The organism is Proteus sp. PR00224, from assembly GCF_016238105.1.
Lineage (GTDB): Bacteria > Pseudomonadota > Gammaproteobacteria > Enterobacterales > Enterobacteriaceae > Proteus.
In genome coordinates this window covers 361,898-380,300 of the sequence record NZ_JAEHQU010000001.1, presented here as the reverse complement: position 1 = coordinate 380,300, position 18,403 = coordinate 361,898, and the positions used below count along the sequence as shown (strand labels likewise).

At 33.5% G+C, this 18,403-nt stretch carries 17 protein-coding genes; 14 read left to right on the top strand and 3 right to left on the bottom strand.

Going from position 1 to position 18,403, the window contains the following annotated elements; genetic code table 11:
* The first annotated feature begins 1 nt into the window (after nucleotide 1).
* The 6 genes from JEP71_RS01780 (at nucleotide 2) to JEP71_RS01755 (ending at nucleotide 8,022) form a co-directional block, all read left to right on the top strand.
* Nucleotides 2-886 (top strand): 4Fe-4S binding protein, encoded by an 885-nt coding sequence (locus JEP71_RS01780; RefSeq protein ID WP_198625657.1) that lies wholly within the window; start codon nucleotides 2-4, stop codon nucleotides 884-886.
* A 124-nt stretch (nucleotides 887-1,010) separates the two neighbouring features.
* Nucleotides 1,011-2,036, top strand: coding sequence for an NAD(P)H-quinone oxidoreductase (locus tag JEP71_RS01775; RefSeq protein WP_198620021.1), 1,026 nt, complete (start codon nucleotides 1,011-1,013; stop codon nucleotides 2,034-2,036).
* Between the two features lie 516 nt (nucleotides 2,037-2,552).
* On the top strand, nucleotides 2,553-4,388 hold the full coding sequence (locus JEP71_RS01770; RefSeq protein ID WP_198625656.1) for a pyridoxal-dependent decarboxylase: 1,836 nt from the start codon (nucleotides 2,553-2,555) through the stop codon (nucleotides 4,386-4,388).
* Between the two features lie 419 nt (nucleotides 4,389-4,807).
* Nucleotides 4,808-5,704 carry a PadR family transcriptional regulator gene (locus JEP71_RS01765; protein WP_198625655.1) on the top strand — a complete coding sequence of 299 codons (897 nt, stop codon included), beginning with the start codon at nucleotides 4,808-4,810 and terminating at the stop codon, nucleotides 5,702-5,704.
* Nucleotides 5,697-5,852 carry a hypothetical protein gene (locus tag JEP71_RS01760; protein ID WP_164996164.1) on the top strand — a complete coding sequence of 52 codons (156 nt, stop codon included), beginning with the start codon at nucleotides 5,697-5,699 and terminating at the stop codon, nucleotides 5,850-5,852. The genes JEP71_RS01765 and JEP71_RS01760 overlap by 8 nt, the downstream gene beginning before the upstream one ends.
* Nucleotides 5,853-6,510: 658 nt before the next feature.
* Nucleotides 6,511-8,022 carry a carbohydrate porin gene (locus JEP71_RS01755; protein WP_198625654.1) on the top strand — a complete coding sequence of 504 codons (1,512 nt, stop codon included), beginning with the start codon at nucleotides 6,511-6,513 and terminating at the stop codon, nucleotides 8,020-8,022.
* A gap of 124 nt (nucleotides 8,023-8,146) precedes the next feature.
* Here the strand turns inward: JEP71_RS01755 and JEP71_RS17685 are convergent, their stop codons facing one another.
* Nucleotides 8,147-8,461, bottom strand: a complete 315-nt coding sequence (locus JEP71_RS17685) for an ATP-grasp domain-containing protein (RefSeq protein ID WP_442958804.1) — start codon at nucleotides 8,459-8,461, stop codon at nucleotides 8,147-8,149.
* Nucleotides 8,462-8,545: 84 nt separating this feature from the next.
* Nucleotides 8,546-8,932 (bottom strand): hypothetical protein, encoded by a 387-nt coding sequence (locus JEP71_RS17475; RefSeq protein ID WP_232797454.1) that lies wholly within the window; start codon nucleotides 8,930-8,932, stop codon nucleotides 8,546-8,548.
* A 252-nt stretch (nucleotides 8,933-9,184) separates the two neighbouring features.
* Between JEP71_RS17475 and JEP71_RS01745 the strand changes: the two genes are divergently transcribed.
* The 5 genes from JEP71_RS01745 (at nucleotide 9,185) to JEP71_RS01725 (ending at nucleotide 14,238) form a co-directional block, all read left to right on the top strand.
* Nucleotides 9,185-9,841: a hypothetical protein gene (locus tag JEP71_RS01745; RefSeq protein WP_232797453.1), complete on the top strand. Its 657-nt coding sequence runs from the start codon at nucleotides 9,185-9,187 to the stop codon at nucleotides 9,839-9,841.
* A gap of 281 nt (nucleotides 9,842-10,122) precedes the next feature.
* Nucleotides 10,123-10,686, top strand: coding sequence for an alkyl hydroperoxide reductase subunit C (gene ahpC, locus JEP71_RS01740; RefSeq protein ID WP_006536680.1), 564 nt, complete (start codon nucleotides 10,123-10,125; stop codon nucleotides 10,684-10,686).
* A gap of 69 nt (nucleotides 10,687-10,755) precedes the next feature.
* Complete coding sequence (gene ahpF, locus JEP71_RS01735; protein ID WP_198619452.1) at nucleotides 10,756-12,321, top strand: alkyl hydroperoxide reductase subunit F; 1,566 nt, start codon at nucleotides 10,756-10,758, stop codon at nucleotides 12,319-12,321.
* A gap of 164 nt (nucleotides 12,322-12,485) precedes the next feature.
* A complete protein-coding gene (locus JEP71_RS01730) occupies nucleotides 12,486-13,478 on the top strand; it encodes an alpha/beta hydrolase family protein (RefSeq protein ID WP_198619477.1) in 993 nt (330 codons plus the stop codon).
* Nucleotides 13,479-13,758: 280 nt separating this feature from the next.
* Nucleotides 13,759-14,238: a hypothetical protein gene (locus JEP71_RS01725; protein ID WP_232797452.1), complete on the top strand. Its 480-nt coding sequence runs from the start codon at nucleotides 13,759-13,761 to the stop codon at nucleotides 14,236-14,238.
* Between the two features lie 95 nt (nucleotides 14,239-14,333).
* On the opposite strand, the gene JEP71_RS01720 is transcribed toward JEP71_RS01725, so the two are convergent.
* The gene (locus tag JEP71_RS01720) at nucleotides 14,334-14,894 is read right to left on the bottom strand and encodes a PEP-utilizing enzyme (protein WP_311748453.1); all 561 of its coding nucleotides are present in this window, start codon (nucleotides 14,892-14,894) and stop codon (nucleotides 14,334-14,336) included.
* 339 nt (nucleotides 14,895-15,233) lie between these two features.
* Here JEP71_RS01720 and JEP71_RS01715 point away from each other — a divergent pair, with 339 nt between their 5' ends.
* From JEP71_RS01715 to JEP71_RS01705, 3 genes are all read left to right on the top strand, one after another.
* Nucleotides 15,234-15,734, top strand: a complete 501-nt coding sequence (locus JEP71_RS01715) for a GNAT family N-acetyltransferase (protein ID WP_232797451.1) — start codon at nucleotides 15,234-15,236, stop codon at nucleotides 15,732-15,734.
* Between the two features lie 191 nt (nucleotides 15,735-15,925).
* Complete coding sequence (locus JEP71_RS01710; RefSeq protein ID WP_198625652.1) at nucleotides 15,926-16,834, top strand: AEC family transporter; 909 nt, start codon at nucleotides 15,926-15,928, stop codon at nucleotides 16,832-16,834.
* Nucleotides 16,835-16,948: 114 nt separating this feature from the next.
* A complete protein-coding gene (locus tag JEP71_RS01705; RefSeq protein ID WP_198625651.1) occupies nucleotides 16,949-18,400 on the top strand; it encodes a hypothetical protein in 1,452 nt (483 codons plus the stop codon).
* Nucleotides 18,401-18,403: the final 3 nt, after the last annotated feature.

Below are 18,403 nucleotides of genomic sequence, written 5' to 3'. Positions count from 1 at the left end.
TATGAGGCGTTTTATTAAGGTAGATCTTCCTCCTGAACCGATTATTAATGATAAATGTGTTAGAAAACGCCTCAAACAAAGCCTATGTGATAGTTGTTCCAAAGTTTGCCCTGTGGGCGCTATCACTTTTGCTCACTTAGATGTAAAAATAGACAATGAACTCTGTTTTCAATGTGGTAATTGTCTATTTACCTGTCCCGTTGACGCGATAGAAAATATCGCGCCTCACGAAAGAACACACCAAGATAATTACCTTGTTGTTAATCATGATGAACCGTTAGCAAGTACAGAAGAATTATTAGTGTGGCATCGCCAATATCAAATTAGAGGAATGAAGATAGCACAGCCTTTAGTGGATAAATGGCTTCCTGTTTTAGCAAACTTAAATCTTCAACTAAAAACATTACAAGAGCCTATTTGGCAATTAATTATCACAGAGCCTACTGATATTGATAGCGGACGTCGTTTTATGCTTTTTCGTCAAAAATTAGATGAAAAACCGCTCAATAAAAATCAAGTAAGAACAGGATTAAATGCAAGAAAACAACTTTATCCTGAAGATAGTTGGTTCCAAATTCAGTTAGACAAAGACAGCTGTATTCTTTGCTCTGCCTGCGCCAAAGTGTGTGATGAAGGTGCGATTAAACTTGAAAACAATATGTTCATGCTTGATGAAAAGCGTTGTACGGGTTGCATGAATTGTGAAGTGGTTTGTTTTCCTAAATCTATCCATGTTAATGAACAAGTTGCTAAAAATAACGAACCAACACATTACCATTATTATAATGCCCACTGTGAAAAATGTCGTTTAGCCTTCTTATCTTGGACTCCAGATGCAAAATTGTGCCCGATTTGCATACAACATCAGAAGCAAGGTTGGTTATAATCTCTCTCAAATAGACTTAAGTTATTTATTGCTTAATAAGCTCACATCCTTATTAAAGTGAGAGATAACATGTTAATTTTATTTATTATTAAGTTTTGAGAGTGGCAAAATAAAATGGGAGCATATGATGAAAACAACTGTTTTACCTGCGGATATGTTAGAAATTGCCATTATAGAGCCTGGTGGTATAGATAAATTACAACCCCAACTATCACCGATACCGCCACTTCCTCCACATTATCTTTTGATCAAAGTTGCAGCTTCTGGTGTGAATCGCCCTGATATTTTTCAACGTCAAGGCAGTTATCCGCCACCAGCAGATGCTTCACCTATTCCAGGTCTTGAAGTTGCTGGAGAGGTTGTTGCATTAGGGGAAAGTTGCACTAAATGGCAGTTGGGCGATAGAGTCTGTGCTTTAGTTGCTGGTGGTGGTTACGCTCAATATTGTATTGCGCATGAAGATATCGCATTACCGTCAATGAATTTAACGGACATTGAAGCAGCAGCATTGCCTGAGAATTTCTTTACTGTCTGGGCTAATTTATTTCAGTTAGGAAAACTAAAACAAGGTGAATCTGTTCTTATTCATGGTGGAACATCGGGAATAGGATCAACTGCCATCATGCTTGCTCACACAATAGGTGCGACAGTTTATACAACAGTTGGCTCTGAAGAAAAAGCTGCCACAGCCCGCGCACTCGGCGCTGATTATGTCATCAATTACAAACAGGCCGATTTTGCTAAAGAAATTCCTATTTTAACTGAAGGGAAAGGCGTTGATGTTATTCTCGATATTATTGGTGGGGATTACGTAGAAAAAAATTATCAAGTTGCCAGCAAGTTTGGGCGCGTTATACAAGTGGGCATGATGAAAGGAATGCCTAAAAATTTAAATATGATGCCAATGATGATTAAGCGTTTAATTCATACTGGTTCAACGATGCGATCTCGCTCAATAGAAGAGAAAGCACAAATAGCGCAAGAATTAAAACAGCAAGTGTGGCCACTTATTGCTGAAGGAAAAATTAAACCAATCATTAATGCTATTTTTCCATTAAAAGAAGTGGGTAAAGCACATGAGTTAATGGAGTCTGGTGATTTAATTGGTAAGGTAATGCTTGAAATCTTATCTTATAACGGAAAAGAGTAAAAATAAGAGTGCTTAAAACGTATTTGATATAAGAGTAAGCACTTCTGTTACTTTCTAAAAAGCGAATATTCCGAAAAACACATGTTAAATATTTCATGTGTTTTTTTATGTATTGAAGAAAAAATGAATAACATTTAAATAAATAAATTCTTATTTTAGATAAGTAATTTAATATCTATTCTTTTTAATAGATATTAAGCAATAGAAATATTCATTAATTCTGATTAAGGTAGATTTAAATATTGACCTTATCAAAAATAATATCACATTTACAGAAATATAACTTAAATCAAAATTAATAGTGAATTTAGTAAACTAACAAATAAAGCTAAATCATTTATCATTAAAGTATCTTTTGCTTAAATCAAACTAGAAAAATGTTAACTGATATCAATAAAATAAAGAAGATTCTTACTCATCATGTAGTATATCATTTGAATAAAGATTAATTATTGACGATTAATAAACACAAATTTCATTAAAACAGATAATAAAAATTTATATATAGGTGCGATGATGGCAAATTACAAACAAACCTGTCTGAGTGCTACAGAGCGTGTATACCATACCCGAACCATTGATATTCTTACATGTTATCATCGAGAGATGGCAAAAATACTAATGAATAGTGAGTATTCTTTTCCTAAAGCAAATAAAATGAAAAGAAATAATAGCGAGAGTTTAGACGCTAAAATAAAAAGTAACACTATTGAAAAAAAAGCAGTAGATAATGCTTATGAACGTATTTTAGAAACTTTAAAACAACAAAATAATTATAATCAATCTGATATTGAACCTTATTTTTCCCATCATCATTCACAAGTGATGCAATTGGCGAAATTTGGTTATCTTTCTGCATTAGCATGCAACTCAGATAATGTTTTTAATAATCATTCCCCCTTACTAAAAGAACAAGAAAAGAAAATTACAGATGATCTCTGTAAATTAATCGGTTTCTCATCAGAAGATGCATTTGGTCATATCACAACAAGCCATACTCTTGCTTGCTATGAAATATTATGGGCACTTAGAAATTTAAAAACATTACCAATGGCAATTGCTCGTCATCCAAAATCACGGGATTTGGTTGCAGATAAAAAAGCCTTTGAGTTATTCAATATGTCTGTCACAGATATTTTAGCAATAAGCGAACAACTCAATGAGCGTGGGATTTTTGATGATGTTAGTCATTTAACATGCCGAGGAACAGGCATGACAAAAACAATGCATTTAGGAAAACTGCTTGTTCCTGTTTCCCGTTTTGAATTTTGGAAAAAAGCAATGGATATCCTTGGGTTGGGATATGACAATCTTATTGCATTGCCTATTGATGAAACATTTAAAACCGATATTGAAAAAACACGCAGTATTGTTTTTCGCCTGATTGAACAAGGCGAGCCTATTCTTGGCGTTATAGGAATATTAGGCACACCGTCTTATGGTTGTGTTGATAAGTTAAAACCACTTTTTGAACTAAGAAAAGAGTGTGAGGAAAAATACAACAATTCATTTTATATCCATATTGATGCATCGCAATTTGGTTATATGAAAAGCTTATTTCTTGATGACAATTATGATCTTATTCCTTATCAGATTTTATGTAAGAAATTAAAGAAAGAAGCACCACTACTGCAATTGACATCTGAAATATATGAAAGCATCACACAACTTTCTTTCGCTGATTCAGTCTCTTTTGAACCATTTCAAGCTGGATTTTCACCATATCCAACTGGTGTAGTATGTATTAAAGATGCGCGTCTTAGTCGTTTTTTAACAAATCCCCCTAGATTATGTCCAGATCAAGCAGATAACGTTCCTGAAATTGATGGTATTCAATCCGCACCGGCAGTGGCGTCGATGTGGAGTGTGCATCAACTCTATCCTTTTACTTCATCTGGATATGGAAAATATGCACAAATACAATGGGAAACGCGTGTCAAACTTGAGCAGTTTTTTAATCAAGCCGCAGCTTTCGAAAAAGAAGGTGATCACTATTATATTCGTATTTTATCTGTATCTGACTTTAATAAACTAAATTTTGCGATTGTAAAGAAAGGAAATAAGGACTTAGAAACGCAAAATGATCTGAATAAAACAATCTATGAAAACTTGGTTATAAAAAGTCATCATAAACAAGATTTAAGTTTATTAACGTTTTGTGCTCGTAATAGCGATGATGCACCAGCGCAGTTTTGTTCTGAGTGCGGTTTTGATAACAATGAGTGGGAAACTATCAAATACTTAAATTTGTTGCAGCTTACTATAAAAAGTACTGAAATTTGTGATGATCAACAAATTGAAGCTGGATATCAATATATTAAGAAAGTAGTTTTATCCGCATTAGACCAGTAGCAATATCTCTTTTTTATATTTCCTACAATTAAAATAAATTTTGTTAAAAAGCGAAGTAGTGGGTTGTTACTCATTATCTTCGCTTTTTTTAAATGAATCAAAGGTGACAGTGTCACTCCTTGTATTGTAAATATGTTCTTTTTTGTGTGCATCTAAAGCTAAAGGTGTCTGCTTTTTATTCATTATTGTTAATTATCTTCTTTTATTTTTATTGATAGCACGTAAAAGCAAGCCAGAGAATGATAATCATTCATAATTAAGGCTACGTTTGAAAGATATAATCATAGATAAATCATATTGTTAATAAGAAAGAGAATTTAGATGTGTATTTAGATATATCTAAAACTTGATCATTTAGATATATCGGATTATATTACACCCCATGAATTCGATATATCTAAAACAATGAGGGAATATTTATGATGATTCGAGCATTAAACTCACTTTATCAACAACGTGCTGAAAATGGCGGACATGGTCACGGAAAAGGGCGTTGTGGTGGTAAAGGCAAACATAGCCAGCACCAAGAAAATCATGGTGAGCATTGCTGTCATGGTGAACACAGTCATGGACACGAAGGTCGTGGCGAATGCTGTCATGGTGAACACGGTCATGGACACGAAGGTCGTGGCGAATGCCGTCATGGTGAACACAGTCATGGACATGAAGGTCGTAGCGAATGCCGTCATGGTGAACACGGTCATGGACATGAAGGTCGTGGTGAGTGTTGTCATGGTGAGCATGGTTCTGAAGGGCATGGAAAACAACGTGGTCGTGGATGCGGTGGCAGAGGTAAAGGCCAAGGTCGCCAGTTAAAACGTATGTTTGATCATGGTGATTTACGCGTTCTGCTACTTAGCATGATCTCGAAAAAACCAAGCCATGGTTATGAAATTATTAGAGAAATAGATGAGGCATCTTCAGGATTATATGTACCTAGCCCAGGTGTTATTTATCCAACGCTAACACTACTTGAAGAGCAAGATCTATTAGTTGCGACGATTGCTGAAAAAGGCCGTAAAAACTACAGCATTACACCTGAAGGCACTGCATTTTTAGCAGAACATCAGGATATAGATGCCAATATTCAAAAGAAACTGGCTTATGCGAGAGATTTATCTCAAAACGCAGGTGGTGTTTCTGAGGAAATTGAATCTGCTGTTGGTAAATTAAAAGCAGTTTTACGCCATAAATTAGTATTAAAAGAGCTCTCTGTGGAAAGAGCAGGACGTATTGCTTCTATTCTTAATGAAGCAGTTGAGAAAATTGAAGCTATCAATGAGGCATTGATCTCAGAGGAAAGGGAAGATGAATAAAACAGATACTCAGCTACAAAATTCAAGAAGAAATAATGAAATAGACAAAGATGATTTGGAAAATAATCCAGCAGTAAAAGAACAAATTTGCCCTAAAATGCCAGTTTCTTATTTTCGTAGAGCGTTACGTAAACCTGGCAGAATATGATAATGATGGACGGAGGTTATAATGATATGACCTCTGTTATTTTCCCTTCAATCAAGCTATTCCTACCCACTTGTTATCATTATAAATGGTTTCTAAATATCAAAGCCGCCTAATTCCTGATAAAACTCTCTTTATCTTCTATCGCTATCTAAGTTAATCCTTAACTTCATTTATTTGTAAATCATCATTTTTTGATGAGGATTACATCGTTTTTCTTAGGTTATTGTACTAACCTCAAAAAAATCACAAATGATTGTGGAAATGTTCCATATTAACTATTATTTTATTTAGCTAGTGAACCCATTATAAAATTTGAAAACTTAAACCAGAGATATGCTTGAAATAATAAATTAAATACTGAATCAAAATAATAAGCGTTTGTAAGTACTTAAACGAGAATAAGTACCTTAGTTCAAACGTAGCCTTACTTATGATGTAGGACGCTAGTCAGCATAAATAATGGCAAAGTGATGAGGTATCGGTTTATTTATTGTTAAGAATAGAAATAATGATGCGAATAACTGATTGATATTTATAAAAATATTATCGAATAAAAATAACAATACGCTCACTAGATAGAACAATCAATCAACTAAATTGATTGTTATGTATTTGCCGTACCTGTTAAACCAACATTTGCTAATTTAGGAATATTCGAATGAAAGTAAAAGCATTATCTGTTGTGATAAGTTTAATACTCGCTACGCCATTATGTGCAAATGCACAAACTGATATAAGTGCTATTGAAGCAAGATTAAATGCACTTGAACAACGTGCAACTGCTGCTGAAGCTAGAGCCGCTGCCGCAGAACAAAAAGCGGCTCGCCTTGAGCAATTAATTAATTCCAACAGCCTATCTAAAACGGATCATGTTACAACCGTCGGCATGGAGCAACGCGTTGCTATATTAGAAAAGCAATCTGATGGGGCTCAAGCAAAAGTAAACATTGCACAAACTCAGCTTAATGAAATCCAACAAAAACAATCGGCTCAGCTTGCTAGTACGAAAAATAAAGAAGGTACGGGCTTTTTCTCTACCAATACAAATTGGGGTGATCTCAAATTGTATGGTGACGTTGAATATAATATCGATGCGGCGAGTAAAAAAGGGCAACTAACCTCGATGAGAATGATGCCCGGTAATCAAAAAGACTTTGATGATAATGAAAAATGGTCACTTAACGGGCGCATTTTAATTGGTGTGGATGGTGAACGAGAATTAAAAAACGGCAATTATGCTGGTTTTCGTGCTCAGCCTATGGCTGACATGACAGGTAAAATGAATCTAGATGATGCTGTTTTCTACTTTGGTCAACGCGATAAATGGCAATATAAAATTGGTCGTTATGAAGCTTACGACATGTTCCCTCTAAACCAAGATACATTTGTTGAGTATTCAGGTAATACAGCAAATGATTTATATGGTGATGGTTTTGGCTATATCTATATGATGAAAGAAGGGCGAGGTCGTAGTAGTGACGGTGGTAGTATGATGGTTAATACACACTATAACGACTGGTATTTTGAGCTAAATGCTTTAGTTGAAGATGGAACTTCTGTTTTTAAAGACAATGAATATCATGGACGTAAACTTGATAATCACAAAAATGTTATTTATATGCGTCCTGTTGTTGCATGGCAGAAAGATAATTTAACTATTGCAGGAGCAATAGATGCAAATGTGATAAACAAAGCCTATGGCTATGATGATGAAAATGGAAAATTCCAAGATCAATCGCGACGTACAGGTTATGGCTTAACTGTAAAATGGGACACTTTAGCTGATGATCCTATTAACGGTATTGTTGCAAATTTAAGTGCTGCTTATCTCGACGCTAAAGATGAAAATGATTTTTCTATTGGTAGTAATGTGTTGTGGCGTAAATTTCAACTTGGTTATATTTATGCTCATAATGATATTAAAACTTACTATCACAAAAACGGGAATAGCAGTGGTCAAAATGACACCTATTTAACGCTCAATCCTGGTAAGTACAATATCAACACTGTATTTGCTTCTTATGAACTGCCTAATATTTTAGATATGGATAATTTTAAAACCTATTTAGGTGCTTATTATTCACGTATAGATGGTAAAGACGACATTAATGTAAATAGCAGTGATAAAGATCGTTATGGTGCCCGTATTCGCTTTAAGTATCTATTTTAACTTTATTTTTAGTACTTCTTGTTAGAGATTGATTTTATATAAAGACTTCAAGATACAGCGTATTGTTGGCTAATTGAGGTCTTTATATTTTTATATAGTTTGCTCAGTGTTGGGACATAAAACATCAGATACCCGATAAGAAAAAAGCCTTAACTAACTTTTCAGCTGACCACTCTTTAATGTCTGAAACTTGCCCATCACCAATTTCAACTAAACGTAATTCTCCTACTGCATTTTTGACTACATCAATGGAATAGAAGGGTGTGTTTACATGCTGCGCTACTTTTTTTACAAACTCAGGAATTTCATCATCCGCAGAGAATATTTTCTTATTTAAAACAAAATATCTGCGCTCACTATCATTAATAAATTCCTCAACATAGCGAAGACTTACACCACCTTCAATGTTTCCCCTAAACTGTGCAATAAGTTTTAGTATTTCTCTAATTTCATCTGCATTTTTAGCGATGGAACCTCTCGTGGTTGTTAAAGATTTTACATAGTCTTTTACAAAGTAAGCTGGTCATTGAAGTTGGTTAGTTAAGCTTTCAAAGTCAGTATCCATAGTTGTGATAACTGTTCTTGGTGTGAACTCTTTACAATTTTCATACCAACCCGTTATATGATGGTTACGGATATAATCTTCAGAAGTTTCAAGCATTTGACCACCATGAGTATTCACAGCATGGTATAGCTGTTGATATTCGTCTTTATTTAGCATCCATCCACGCCAAATAACAGGAGAGTCTGATTTAAAAGGATGTGAAAACTTATATTTGCCCAATGCCATATCTTCTGATGAGAGTAACAAACAATGAATATTTAGCATTTGAGCGCAACGATATTCTTGTTCAAAGGCCTCATCAGGTTTTCCTGTTTTTGAATAGTCATCAGGGTAAATTATTTGCATAAGTAATTCCTTTTAATTAAATAGGTTTGATGAAGAAATATCCTAACGTTTTATTTAACGACTTGAACCTTTTTTCTCTTAATTACATGTTCTCTTTTCTAAGTTGTGAGATCTCTCGATTTTTTGATCTTTTTCGACTAGGTATCTGATTTTACTCGTGCCATTGTTTTATTTCCTGCCATAATCGGTTTAATGTTTACAGACGCTGACTAGCGTATTAAGTGCAGATGATATTTATCAGGAAACAATTCAATGCCTTTCTATATACAACGCAGTAATTCAAATAACGACAAGACCTATAAGAAAAATAGAACAAAACCACTATTAATAGGCTTAACCTTAATTCCTTCATTTGTGTTTGCTAATGATCTTTCTCAATTACCGCAAAAAGAACGTGTCGCTTACTTTACGCAAGCTCAGCAAGCGGGGATCACTGGTGTTGCAATTAAAACAAAGCCTGTCCTAGCAAGACCAGCCAAAGAAGGTGAGATCATTACAACGATAATTAAAGGTGAAGGGATTGAAACAGTTTCAGAACCTGCAAAAGCAGGAGATTGGGTAGTACAAAATATTTGCCCAGAAACAGGTAATGAGGAAATCCTGGTAAGGAAAAACAAATTTATTCAGCGTTATAGCGAAACAGATAAAAATAAGATCAAAATCAATATAACGTCTTATCCCGATAATTATCAGCCTTTTATCCCTAAAGGTATCGAAATGAATTATTTTATTGTGCCTGAATCTACACCCGCGTTTGCAATGAAGGCTCCTTGGGGAGAATTACAACGTTTTCAATCGGGCGATGCCGTTGTGCAATCCACAACAGATAGCCAAGATGTTTATCGTATTCAAAAGGCAGCATTTGAATGTACTTATACTATTCTTAAACCTGCCAAATTAGCGCAATAATATTGAATCTATCTATGCTGGATTGAATATTAATTTTATAATTCATAATGTTATAATCATTTCGTTGCTGAAGCTAAGGATATTAAACAGAGAGTAGGCTAATAGAAAGTAGGCGTAATTGACTTGTTGTCCATTTGCTTTAATAGCTACATTTCGTTAACCTATCTCTATCAATTTCTTCAACTCATTAGGTAAAACCTATTGAACTGATAGCAGGAATGTATTAGCTATTCTCAAATGGAATAGGTACATTAGTCCCATACCAAACAGGAGGAAATACAATGTCTTTAATTAATACCCCAATCAAACCATTCAAAAACATGGCATTTAAAGACGGTCAATTCGTTGAAGTGACTGAAAAGGACGTCGAAGGCAAATGGAGCGTTTTCTTCTTTTACCCTGCAGACTTCACTTTTGTGTGCCCAACTGAATTAGGTGACTTAGCTGATCATTATGCTGAGTTCCAAAAAATGGGCGTAGAAATTTACTCAGTTTCTACTGACACACATTTTACCCATAAAGCATGGCATAGCAGCTCAGAAACTATCGGTAAAATCAAATATGGCATGATTGGCGATCCAACTGGCGCATTAACTCGTAACTTCGAAAATATGCGTGAGAACGAAGGTCTTGCAGACCGTGGTACTTTCGTTGTTGACCCACAAGGTATCATCCAAGCAATTGAAATCACAGCTGAAGGTATTGGCCGTGATGCATCAGACCTGCTGCGTAAAGTTAAAGCTGCTCAGTATGTAGCTAGCCACCCAGGCGAAGTTTGCCCAGCAAAATGGAAAGAAGGTGATGCAACTTTAGCTCCATCACTGGATTTAGTTGGCAAAATCTAAATAAGAATTAAGCCACTAAAAAGTTATTTATCGGGTGTTTCGGCACCCGATTTTATTGAGGGTGCAAAAATGTTAGATAATAATTTAAAAGCTCAATTGAAAGCTTATTTAGAACGATTAACCCAGCCAGTTGAATTAGTAGCAACATTAGACGACAGTAAACATTCTGCTGATATCCAAGCGCTATTAAAAGAAATCGAACCATTATCCGATAAAGTCACTTATCGTGAAGATAATAACGCAAATGTACGTAAACCATCTTTTCTTATTACCAACCCAGGGAAAGAAACTGGTGTTCGTTTTGCAGGTTCACCATTAGGTCATGAATTTACTTCATTAGTTTTAGCATTACTGCAAACTGGTGGACACCCATCAAAAGAAGCACAAGAATTACTTGAACAAATTCGTCAGTTAGACGGTGAGTTTCATTTCGAAACCTATTATTCGCTCTCTTGTCATAACTGCCCTGATGTTGTTCAGGCATTAAACTTAATGGCGATTTTAAATCCGAAGATCACACATACTGCGATTGACGGAGGCATGTTCCAAAATGAAATTCAGGAACGTAATATCATGGGCGTTCCTGCTGTATTCTTAAATGGTAACGAGTTTGGTCAAGGCCGTATGACCTTAGCTGAAATCGTTAACAAAGTAGATAGCAATGCAGAAAAACGTACTGCAGAATTGTTGAATCAAAAAGCTGCATTTGATGTATTAATTGTGGGTAGTGGTCCTGCGGGTGCATCTGCAGCTGTTTATTCCGCTCGTAAAGGTTTAAATACAGGCCTTATTGGCGAACGTTTTGGTGGTCAAGTTCTTGATACTGTTGATATTGAAAACTACATCTCAGTACCAAAAACTGAAGGTGCAAAACTTGCAGGTGCATTAAAAGCTCACGTTGATGATTACCAAGTGGATGTGATTGATAGCCAAACTGTTAGTCGCTTAATTCCGGGTGCATCAGAAGGGGAATTACATCAAATTGAAACAGCATCAGGTGCAATTTTAAAAACTCGTAGCCTAATTATTGCAACAGGTGCTCGCTGGAGAAATATGAATGTTCCCGGTGAAAATGAATACCGCACTCGTGGTGTAACTTATTGCCCACATTGTGATGGCCCTCTGTTTAAAGGTAAAAGAGTTGCTGTTATTGGTGGTGGTAACTCAGGTGTTGAAGCTGCAATTGACTTAGCTGGCTTAGTTGAACATGTAACAGTATTAGAATTTGCTCCAGAAATGAGAGCAGATGCAGTATTACAGAAAAAATTACGTAGCTTAAGCAATGTAGAAGTTATCTTAAATGCGCAAACTACAGAAGTATATGGTGATGGCACTAAGTTAACCGGTCTAAAATATAAAGATCGTACTAATGATTCTATGCATGATATTGCATTAGCAGGTATTTTCGTTCAAATCGGTTTATTACCTAATACACAGTGGTTAGAAGGTACTGTTGAGCGTAATAAGATGGGCGAAATTATTGTTGATGCTCGTGGCGAAACTAATATCAAAGGTGTATTTGCTGCCGGCGACTGTACAACCGTACCTTATAAGCAAATCATCATTGCAGCTGGTGAAGGTGCAAAAGCCTCACTTAGCGCTTTTGATTACTTGATTCGTACAAGTGCAAAATAAGTAAATCAACGTTAAAAAATTTAATTATTTTATATCGTTTAAAGCATCTCAATCGAGATGCTTTTTTCTGCATTAATTTCCACTTACCTTAAAAATCCTATTCATAAACCCCAAATAACCTATGCTATTATCACGCAAAATTAATAATTTATAGGGAAGTTGATATGAATATAAATAAAATGTGTTTTAGACAAGTTGTACCTGCGCTATTTTTTTCCCTGCTATGTGCTAGTTCTTTTTCTGTCAACGCAGATATTGAAGTGCGTGATGAAACTTTATATGAAGCGCATCAACGCTTTAAAACAGAAATTATAAACGACAGTTTTGATAATATTGATCCGCCTTGGGAAGCGCCGCCTGAAATATTTAATGTGATTAAATATCCGGCAAAACCAGGAGATATGTATGCCTATTTAACACCACCTCCAGCAAATAAAAAAATGAAATTACCTGCTGTAATTTGGTTAAATGGAGGCTACGGCGGAATTGGTGGTGATGATTATTTTTGGCAACCTAAACCAGTTGATAATGACCAAACAGGTGCAACTTTCCGTGATCCCAATATGGTGTTGATGATCCCGTCTTTCCGAGGTGAAAATACTAACCCAGGTCGTTATGAAATGTTTTATGGCGAATTAGAAGATTTAGAATCAGCGAGAGAATATTTAGCATCACTGCCTTATATTGACTCTAAGCGTATCTATGTCGTTGGACATAGTACGGGGGGAACTAGAGCATTATTAGCGAGTGAATATAGTGACAAATTTAGAGCTATTTTCTCCTTGGGCGGAATACCTGATCTTAAATTAAGAGCTGAAGGAGATATGATAGTTGAATTGCCTTTTGATAGAAATAACGAAGAAGAGTTTAATGTTCGCTCTGTATATCGCTATATTAAATCAATAAAAACACCAACTTTCTATTTTGAAGGGCGTGATTATTTTTGGAATGAGTTTAATGAGCTACGAGCGGTTGCAATGGTGCATGATATTCCATTAAAAATATATAACATTAAAAATGGTGACCATTTCAATATCATTGTACCTGTCAGTAAATTAATTAAAGATAAAATCTTGTTAGATACTGATACAACTAAAGAAAGCAATATTCGATTCACTAATGAAGAGATTAAGTGGATCAATAAGCAGGTTAGATGATTATTGATAATTTAATTTTTCTTTCAAGTGGAATATTTTAATTTTTAATAATGATATACGCTCTTTTATTTAATCGATTAAAGAGCAGTATTTTTTAAACTAATACATTATTTTGATAAAAATATTAAGTGTATTATGATTAAAAGGATTAAAAGGATTAAAAGGATTAAAAGGATTAAAAGGATTAAAAGGATTAAAAGGATTAAAAGGATTAAAAGGATTAAAAGGATTAAAAGGATTAAAAGGATTAAATTATCATTTAAAAATGAAGGGATTTGTTATGCAAGCTAAACTTGCTTATCAATGGAAACAACAAAGACGTGGGAGACTCTCTTTTTTAGGTCTAGAAATTGCTTGGACAATTTTCTTTTCTATTGCAGAAAACTTAGCTGATCGATGGTATATAGAACTTTACCCCGAAAAAATGGAGTCAATTACTGAAAGTTATTTTTACTATCACTTTTCTTTTACACCATATGGCCTAATAGAAATGGTGTTTTTAATAGTACAAGTCTACATATTTACACTTATTTTATCTCAACGAATAAGAGATATAGGTATAGGCTATCCTATTATTATTTCAATTATTTTAACGGCTAGTCCTATTTTATTAACACCATACTTATTATTTAATGCACCATCTATGTTAATGGTATTGCTTTCTATATTATTAATCGCTGGGTTGGTTGCTTTATTTGCACCATCAGCTTATAAAGTCGATATTGATACTAATAAAGACGCCAAAGAGAGTAAAAAATAAAATAATCAGTTAAAAGACAGATTGATAGTATGAAAAATAGAAAAAACATCTGAAAAGATGCTTTTTCTGCTTAATAGGCATTATTGATCTAATAATTAAGATAAGATTTCTATAATACCTTTTTGTCCATCAACCCTTACTTTTTGCCCATTTTTTAAAATATTTAAGATATTGCGAACACCCATTACTGTGGGTAATCCCAATTCTCTAGCAGTAACCGCACCATGAGATAATGGCCCACCACTTTCTGTAATAATGCCAGATGCACGGTAAAAAAGTGCTGTCCAAGCAGGGTTAGTTGTTCTTGCAACTAAAATGGCATTCTGCGGAAATTCGGCAAAATTCTCTGGACCATAAACAAGATAAACTTCACCTTCAACAATACCTGCACTACCAGCTAGTCCCTTTAATTGATGCTCATTTGTATTTAGTGCATTACAACTATCCTCACCATAGATCCATTGTGGTGTGACTGATTTTGCTTTTAGATATCCCGCCTTATTTTGGTATATATGATGACGTAACTGATTCCACTCAGTAGGGTTATCTGCAAGAATTGCATCAGCTAAAGGTTTTTCATTAGCAAAATAAATATCCATTGGGCAATCTAAGACGCTACGAATAACCAATCGCTCTCCTAATGCTTTTAATGCCACATAACCATCAAATGCACTGTTCCGATGACTACATAGAATTAACTTTGGATGTGTATTTTCAGCTTGAGATCTACTAGGGTAAATAAGTGAAATTTTGGAAAAGTAGATTTCTCTAATTGCACTCGAGATGAATCGATAATAAAAAGGAAGTGGAGAACCAGCAACAAAAGAGGAGGTTTTTTTATTGATGAAGGCAATGTTGAATTAGGCATAAGATTTCCTTACATTATTCCTTCTTCAAAAACATATCACGCTCTTAAAAAAGTAACACTAAAAAATTAAAATTTAAAAAGCATTATTAGAATAAATTGTTTCACTAATTTGAGGCTGTTAATTCTAATGAATAAGATGGAAATAAGTATGATTCAACTTAGACTCGCTGAACCACAAGAAGCCAGAAGGTTATGGTATTTACGAAATCAAGCGTTGCGATTTGGTTGTGAGAATGTTTATCCATCAGAGATTTTAGCCGCTTGGACTCCAGATAAAATGCCTGAAGGATATCGGCAGGCTATTATTGAAAATCCATTTTATGTGATTGATTATCAAGAATACAATATTCCTGTTGCTTCAGGTTTTTTAGATGTTAAAACTGGTTTTGCTGAGGCCATTTTTACATTACCTGAATACATGGGAAAAGGATTTGCAGGACTAATTTTAAAACAGCTGAAACATGAGGCAATTAAGAGAGGTCAATCCAAGTTGTTTTTAGATGCCACACCTAATGCAGTATTATTTTATTTAAAACAGGGTTTTAAAGTATTAGAAGAACGTGATTACTATTCTGATTTAGCAAAAGCAAATTTACCTTGTTACCGCATGTGCATTGATTTAGATTAGTTGTTTGTATTTTAACCATCTTAAAAAGATGTTTTGTAATGGACTAATAATAAAAAAAGCTATACTTAAAATGCGGTATAAATTTATTTTTATCATTTTTTGAATTAGCTTTTATATTAAATAACATGAAATAGCAATTTGCATAATGTTGCGATATTGTAAAGTATCACAATATCTCTAGGATAAATATTATGCAAAATGTGTTATTAACGTTATGGCCGTTATTTGCGTTAATTGCGCTAGGTGCAATTTTAAGAAGAAATAAAACGTTTGAGCCTGCGTTTTGGGTGGGGGCTGAAAAATTAAATTATTTTTTACTTTTTCCTGCTTTACTAATTAATAGTTTGGCAAATGCACCTTTATCTGATCCTCAATTACCTCACCTTGCTGTAGCTATTTTTTCTGTAGTCATTATTGTCACTATTTTGTGTGTTATTTTGAAAAAAATCACAGGTTGGCCAGCTGGACGTTTTGGAGCAATCGTTCAAGGCAATATTCGATTTAACACCTATTTAGGTTTAGCTATTGTCGCTGATTTATTTGGTGTTGAAGGATTAGGAATAGCCGCCTTGATATTAGCAACACTGGTTCCTTTATCAAATGTCACTTCAGTACTTTGTTTAACCGCAGGGCAAAATGTGACATTGCGTCAACTAATATTACCTATCATAAAAAACCCTTTAATTATCTCTTGTATTCTTGGGATCATAATAAATCTATCAGGAATTGGTCTTCCTTTTGGTAGTGATCAATTTCTCAAGTTGTTATCAGCAACCAGTTTACCTTTGGGGCTTATTTGTATAGGTGCTGCATTACACCTTTCGACGCTAAAAGCAGAAAGTAAAATGATTAGTATTAATACTGTTACTCGTTTACTTATTGTACCGATAGTAGCATATAGCGTTGCTTATTTTTTAGCTTTGTCTCCGTTAGTCATGATGCTTTTGGTTATTTTCTTTTCGATACCAACGGCACCCACGTCTTATATTCTAACCAGACAATTAGGTGGGGACTCTGAACTCATGGCAGGGATTATTACATCTCAAACGATATTTGCAGTAATAACATTGCCTATAATATTGAGTATATTAGCAATTTAAATTTTTATTTAATAGAAATAAATTTCTTAATTTAAAGGTGTTTTTTTTATATCTATTTTTTTAGTTCAAAATTATCCTTTTTATAAAATAAAGAAAAAGGGATACAGGATAAATATGAAAGTAAATGTAGGTGGTGTGGAGATTACAAATCAAAAAATAGAAAAAATAAAAAAAACTGATGAAGTATCTGCAGCATTAACGATATGGGAAAAAATACAAAAATTCTTCCATATAGGTAATATTGAAGAAAAAGAAAAAATATTATCTTTAATTAAAGAGGTTTTTATTAATAAAGAACCAAGTTTATATCAAAGAATAGAAAGTTTTGAGGCTATGAAAGAATTATCAAAAAATAATAATTCAAGTGATGATTTTAAAATAAAAGTAGTAGATGATTTACTGTGCTTATCTATTGGTAAAGTGGATGTTAAATATGAATTTACTAAAGAAGAAGATGTAATAGAAATAGAAAAAATAAAAAAAATACAAGAAAACCTTATTGAGATAAAGTTACCTAAAACTTGCGAGTTAGATAATGAGGTATTTAAATACTTAATATTAGAACTCATTAATAAAGAAAATACTAATTATTTTGACGAAAAAGGAATGATAAATATAGATAACATTGATAAAAAGAAGACAAAAGAAAATGTAATGAAATCCATTATTAATGAAATGAAAAGAAAAATAAATGCTGAAGTTATCGATGAATCTATTTTCTATAGTGAAAATATAAAATATCTTGAAAAAAAGACTGAGAGGTTAAAGGTTAATGCCAATGAGTTTATACTAAATTTAAATAATTTAATTAAAAATAATGCAATTTCTGTAACGCTTGACGAAATTACTAATACACTTCATAAAGATTTATTAAGAATGGATTATCATCTATTGGGTAAAGAGTTAATTGACAAAAATATACTAAAATTAGAGATAAAAAAAATTTATGAAAGTAATGAAAATGAAGAGACGAAAGAAAATAAAATTGAATATCTAAAGTTTAACTTGATGAATGAAGGCTTAAATAAAATACAAAAAATATTTGAAGATGTTGATGTTGATAAAAAGATTATCATTTATAATTTAATATCTCAAGGTGTATTCAATATAGTAAAAGATTCTTTTCATGGTATAGATCCTTTATTTTTATTGGGTTTTTCTCCGATTGATGGAAAATCTACAATAATGATTGATGAAGATAAAGATGAAAACCTAGTAATTACTGTATCTAATAAAAAAACATTAAACGAAAAAGACGAGTTAGGTAAAAAAAATGCTGATTCTTTTTTTTCTAAATATATAAATCAAGGTCTAACATCTTATACCAAAAGTAAAATTAATTTATTGCATTTTTTATGTGATAATGCACTCAATAAGCCGTCTAATTTAACAGAGGTTTTTAATATATTGGATGAAAATGATGTTTATCAGGAACTTGATCCCTCTAAGAGCATACCTCTTTTAGAAGAAAATATACAATTAGTTTTTACCTATAACGTTAAAAATAAAAATATCAGCGTAGATCCACAGAAAAGTTATTATGAATATTCCTATCTAAATATTTAGCAC

Bases quoted from the DNA above. Each gene is read 5' to 3' on its own strand.
- JEP71_RS01715 (WP_232797451.1), top strand. From the start codon at position 15,234: ATGAATAAGATGGAAATAAGTATGATTCAACTTAGACTCGCTGAACCA.
- JEP71_RS01770 (WP_198625656.1), top strand. From the start codon at position 2,553: ATGGCAAATTACAAACAAACCTGTCTGAGTGCTACAGAGCGTGTATAC.
- ahpF (WP_198619452.1), top strand. From the start codon at position 10,756: ATGTTAGATAATAATTTAAAAGCTCAATTGAAAGCTTATTTAGAACGA.
- JEP71_RS01765 (WP_198625655.1), top strand. From the start codon at position 4,808: ATGATGATTCGAGCATTAAACTCACTTTATCAACAACGTGCTGAAAAT.
- ahpC (WP_006536680.1), top strand. From the start codon at position 10,123: ATGTCTTTAATTAATACCCCAATCAAACCATTCAAAAACATGGCATTT.
- JEP71_RS01745 (WP_232797453.1), top strand. From the start codon at position 9,185: ATGCCTTTCTATATACAACGCAGTAATTCAAATAACGACAAGACCTAT.
- JEP71_RS01760 (WP_164996164.1), top strand. From the start codon at position 5,697: ATGAATAAAACAGATACTCAGCTACAAAATTCAAGAAGAAATAATGAA.
- JEP71_RS01705 (WP_198625651.1), top strand. From the start codon at position 16,949: ATGAAAGTAAATGTAGGTGGTGTGGAGATTACAAATCAAAAAATAGAA.
- JEP71_RS01710 (WP_198625652.1), top strand. From the start codon at position 15,926: ATGCAAAATGTGTTATTAACGTTATGGCCGTTATTTGCGTTAATTGCG.
- JEP71_RS01755 (WP_198625654.1), top strand. From the start codon at position 6,511: ATGAAAGTAAAAGCATTATCTGTTGTGATAAGTTTAATACTCGCTACG.
- JEP71_RS01775 (WP_198620021.1), top strand. From the start codon at position 1,011: ATGATGAAAACAACTGTTTTACCTGCGGATATGTTAGAAATTGCCATT.
- JEP71_RS17475 (WP_232797454.1), bottom strand. From the start codon at position 8,932: ATGCAAATAATTTACCCTGATGACTATTCAAAAACAGGAAAACCTGAT.
- JEP71_RS01730 (WP_198619477.1), top strand. From the start codon at position 12,486: ATGAATATAAATAAAATGTGTTTTAGACAAGTTGTACCTGCGCTATTT.
- JEP71_RS01725 (WP_232797452.1), top strand. From the start codon at position 13,759: ATGCAAGCTAAACTTGCTTATCAATGGAAACAACAAAGACGTGGGAGA.
- JEP71_RS01780 (WP_198625657.1), top strand. From the start codon at position 2: ATGAGGCGTTTTATTAAGGTAGATCTTCCTCCTGAACCGATTATTAAT.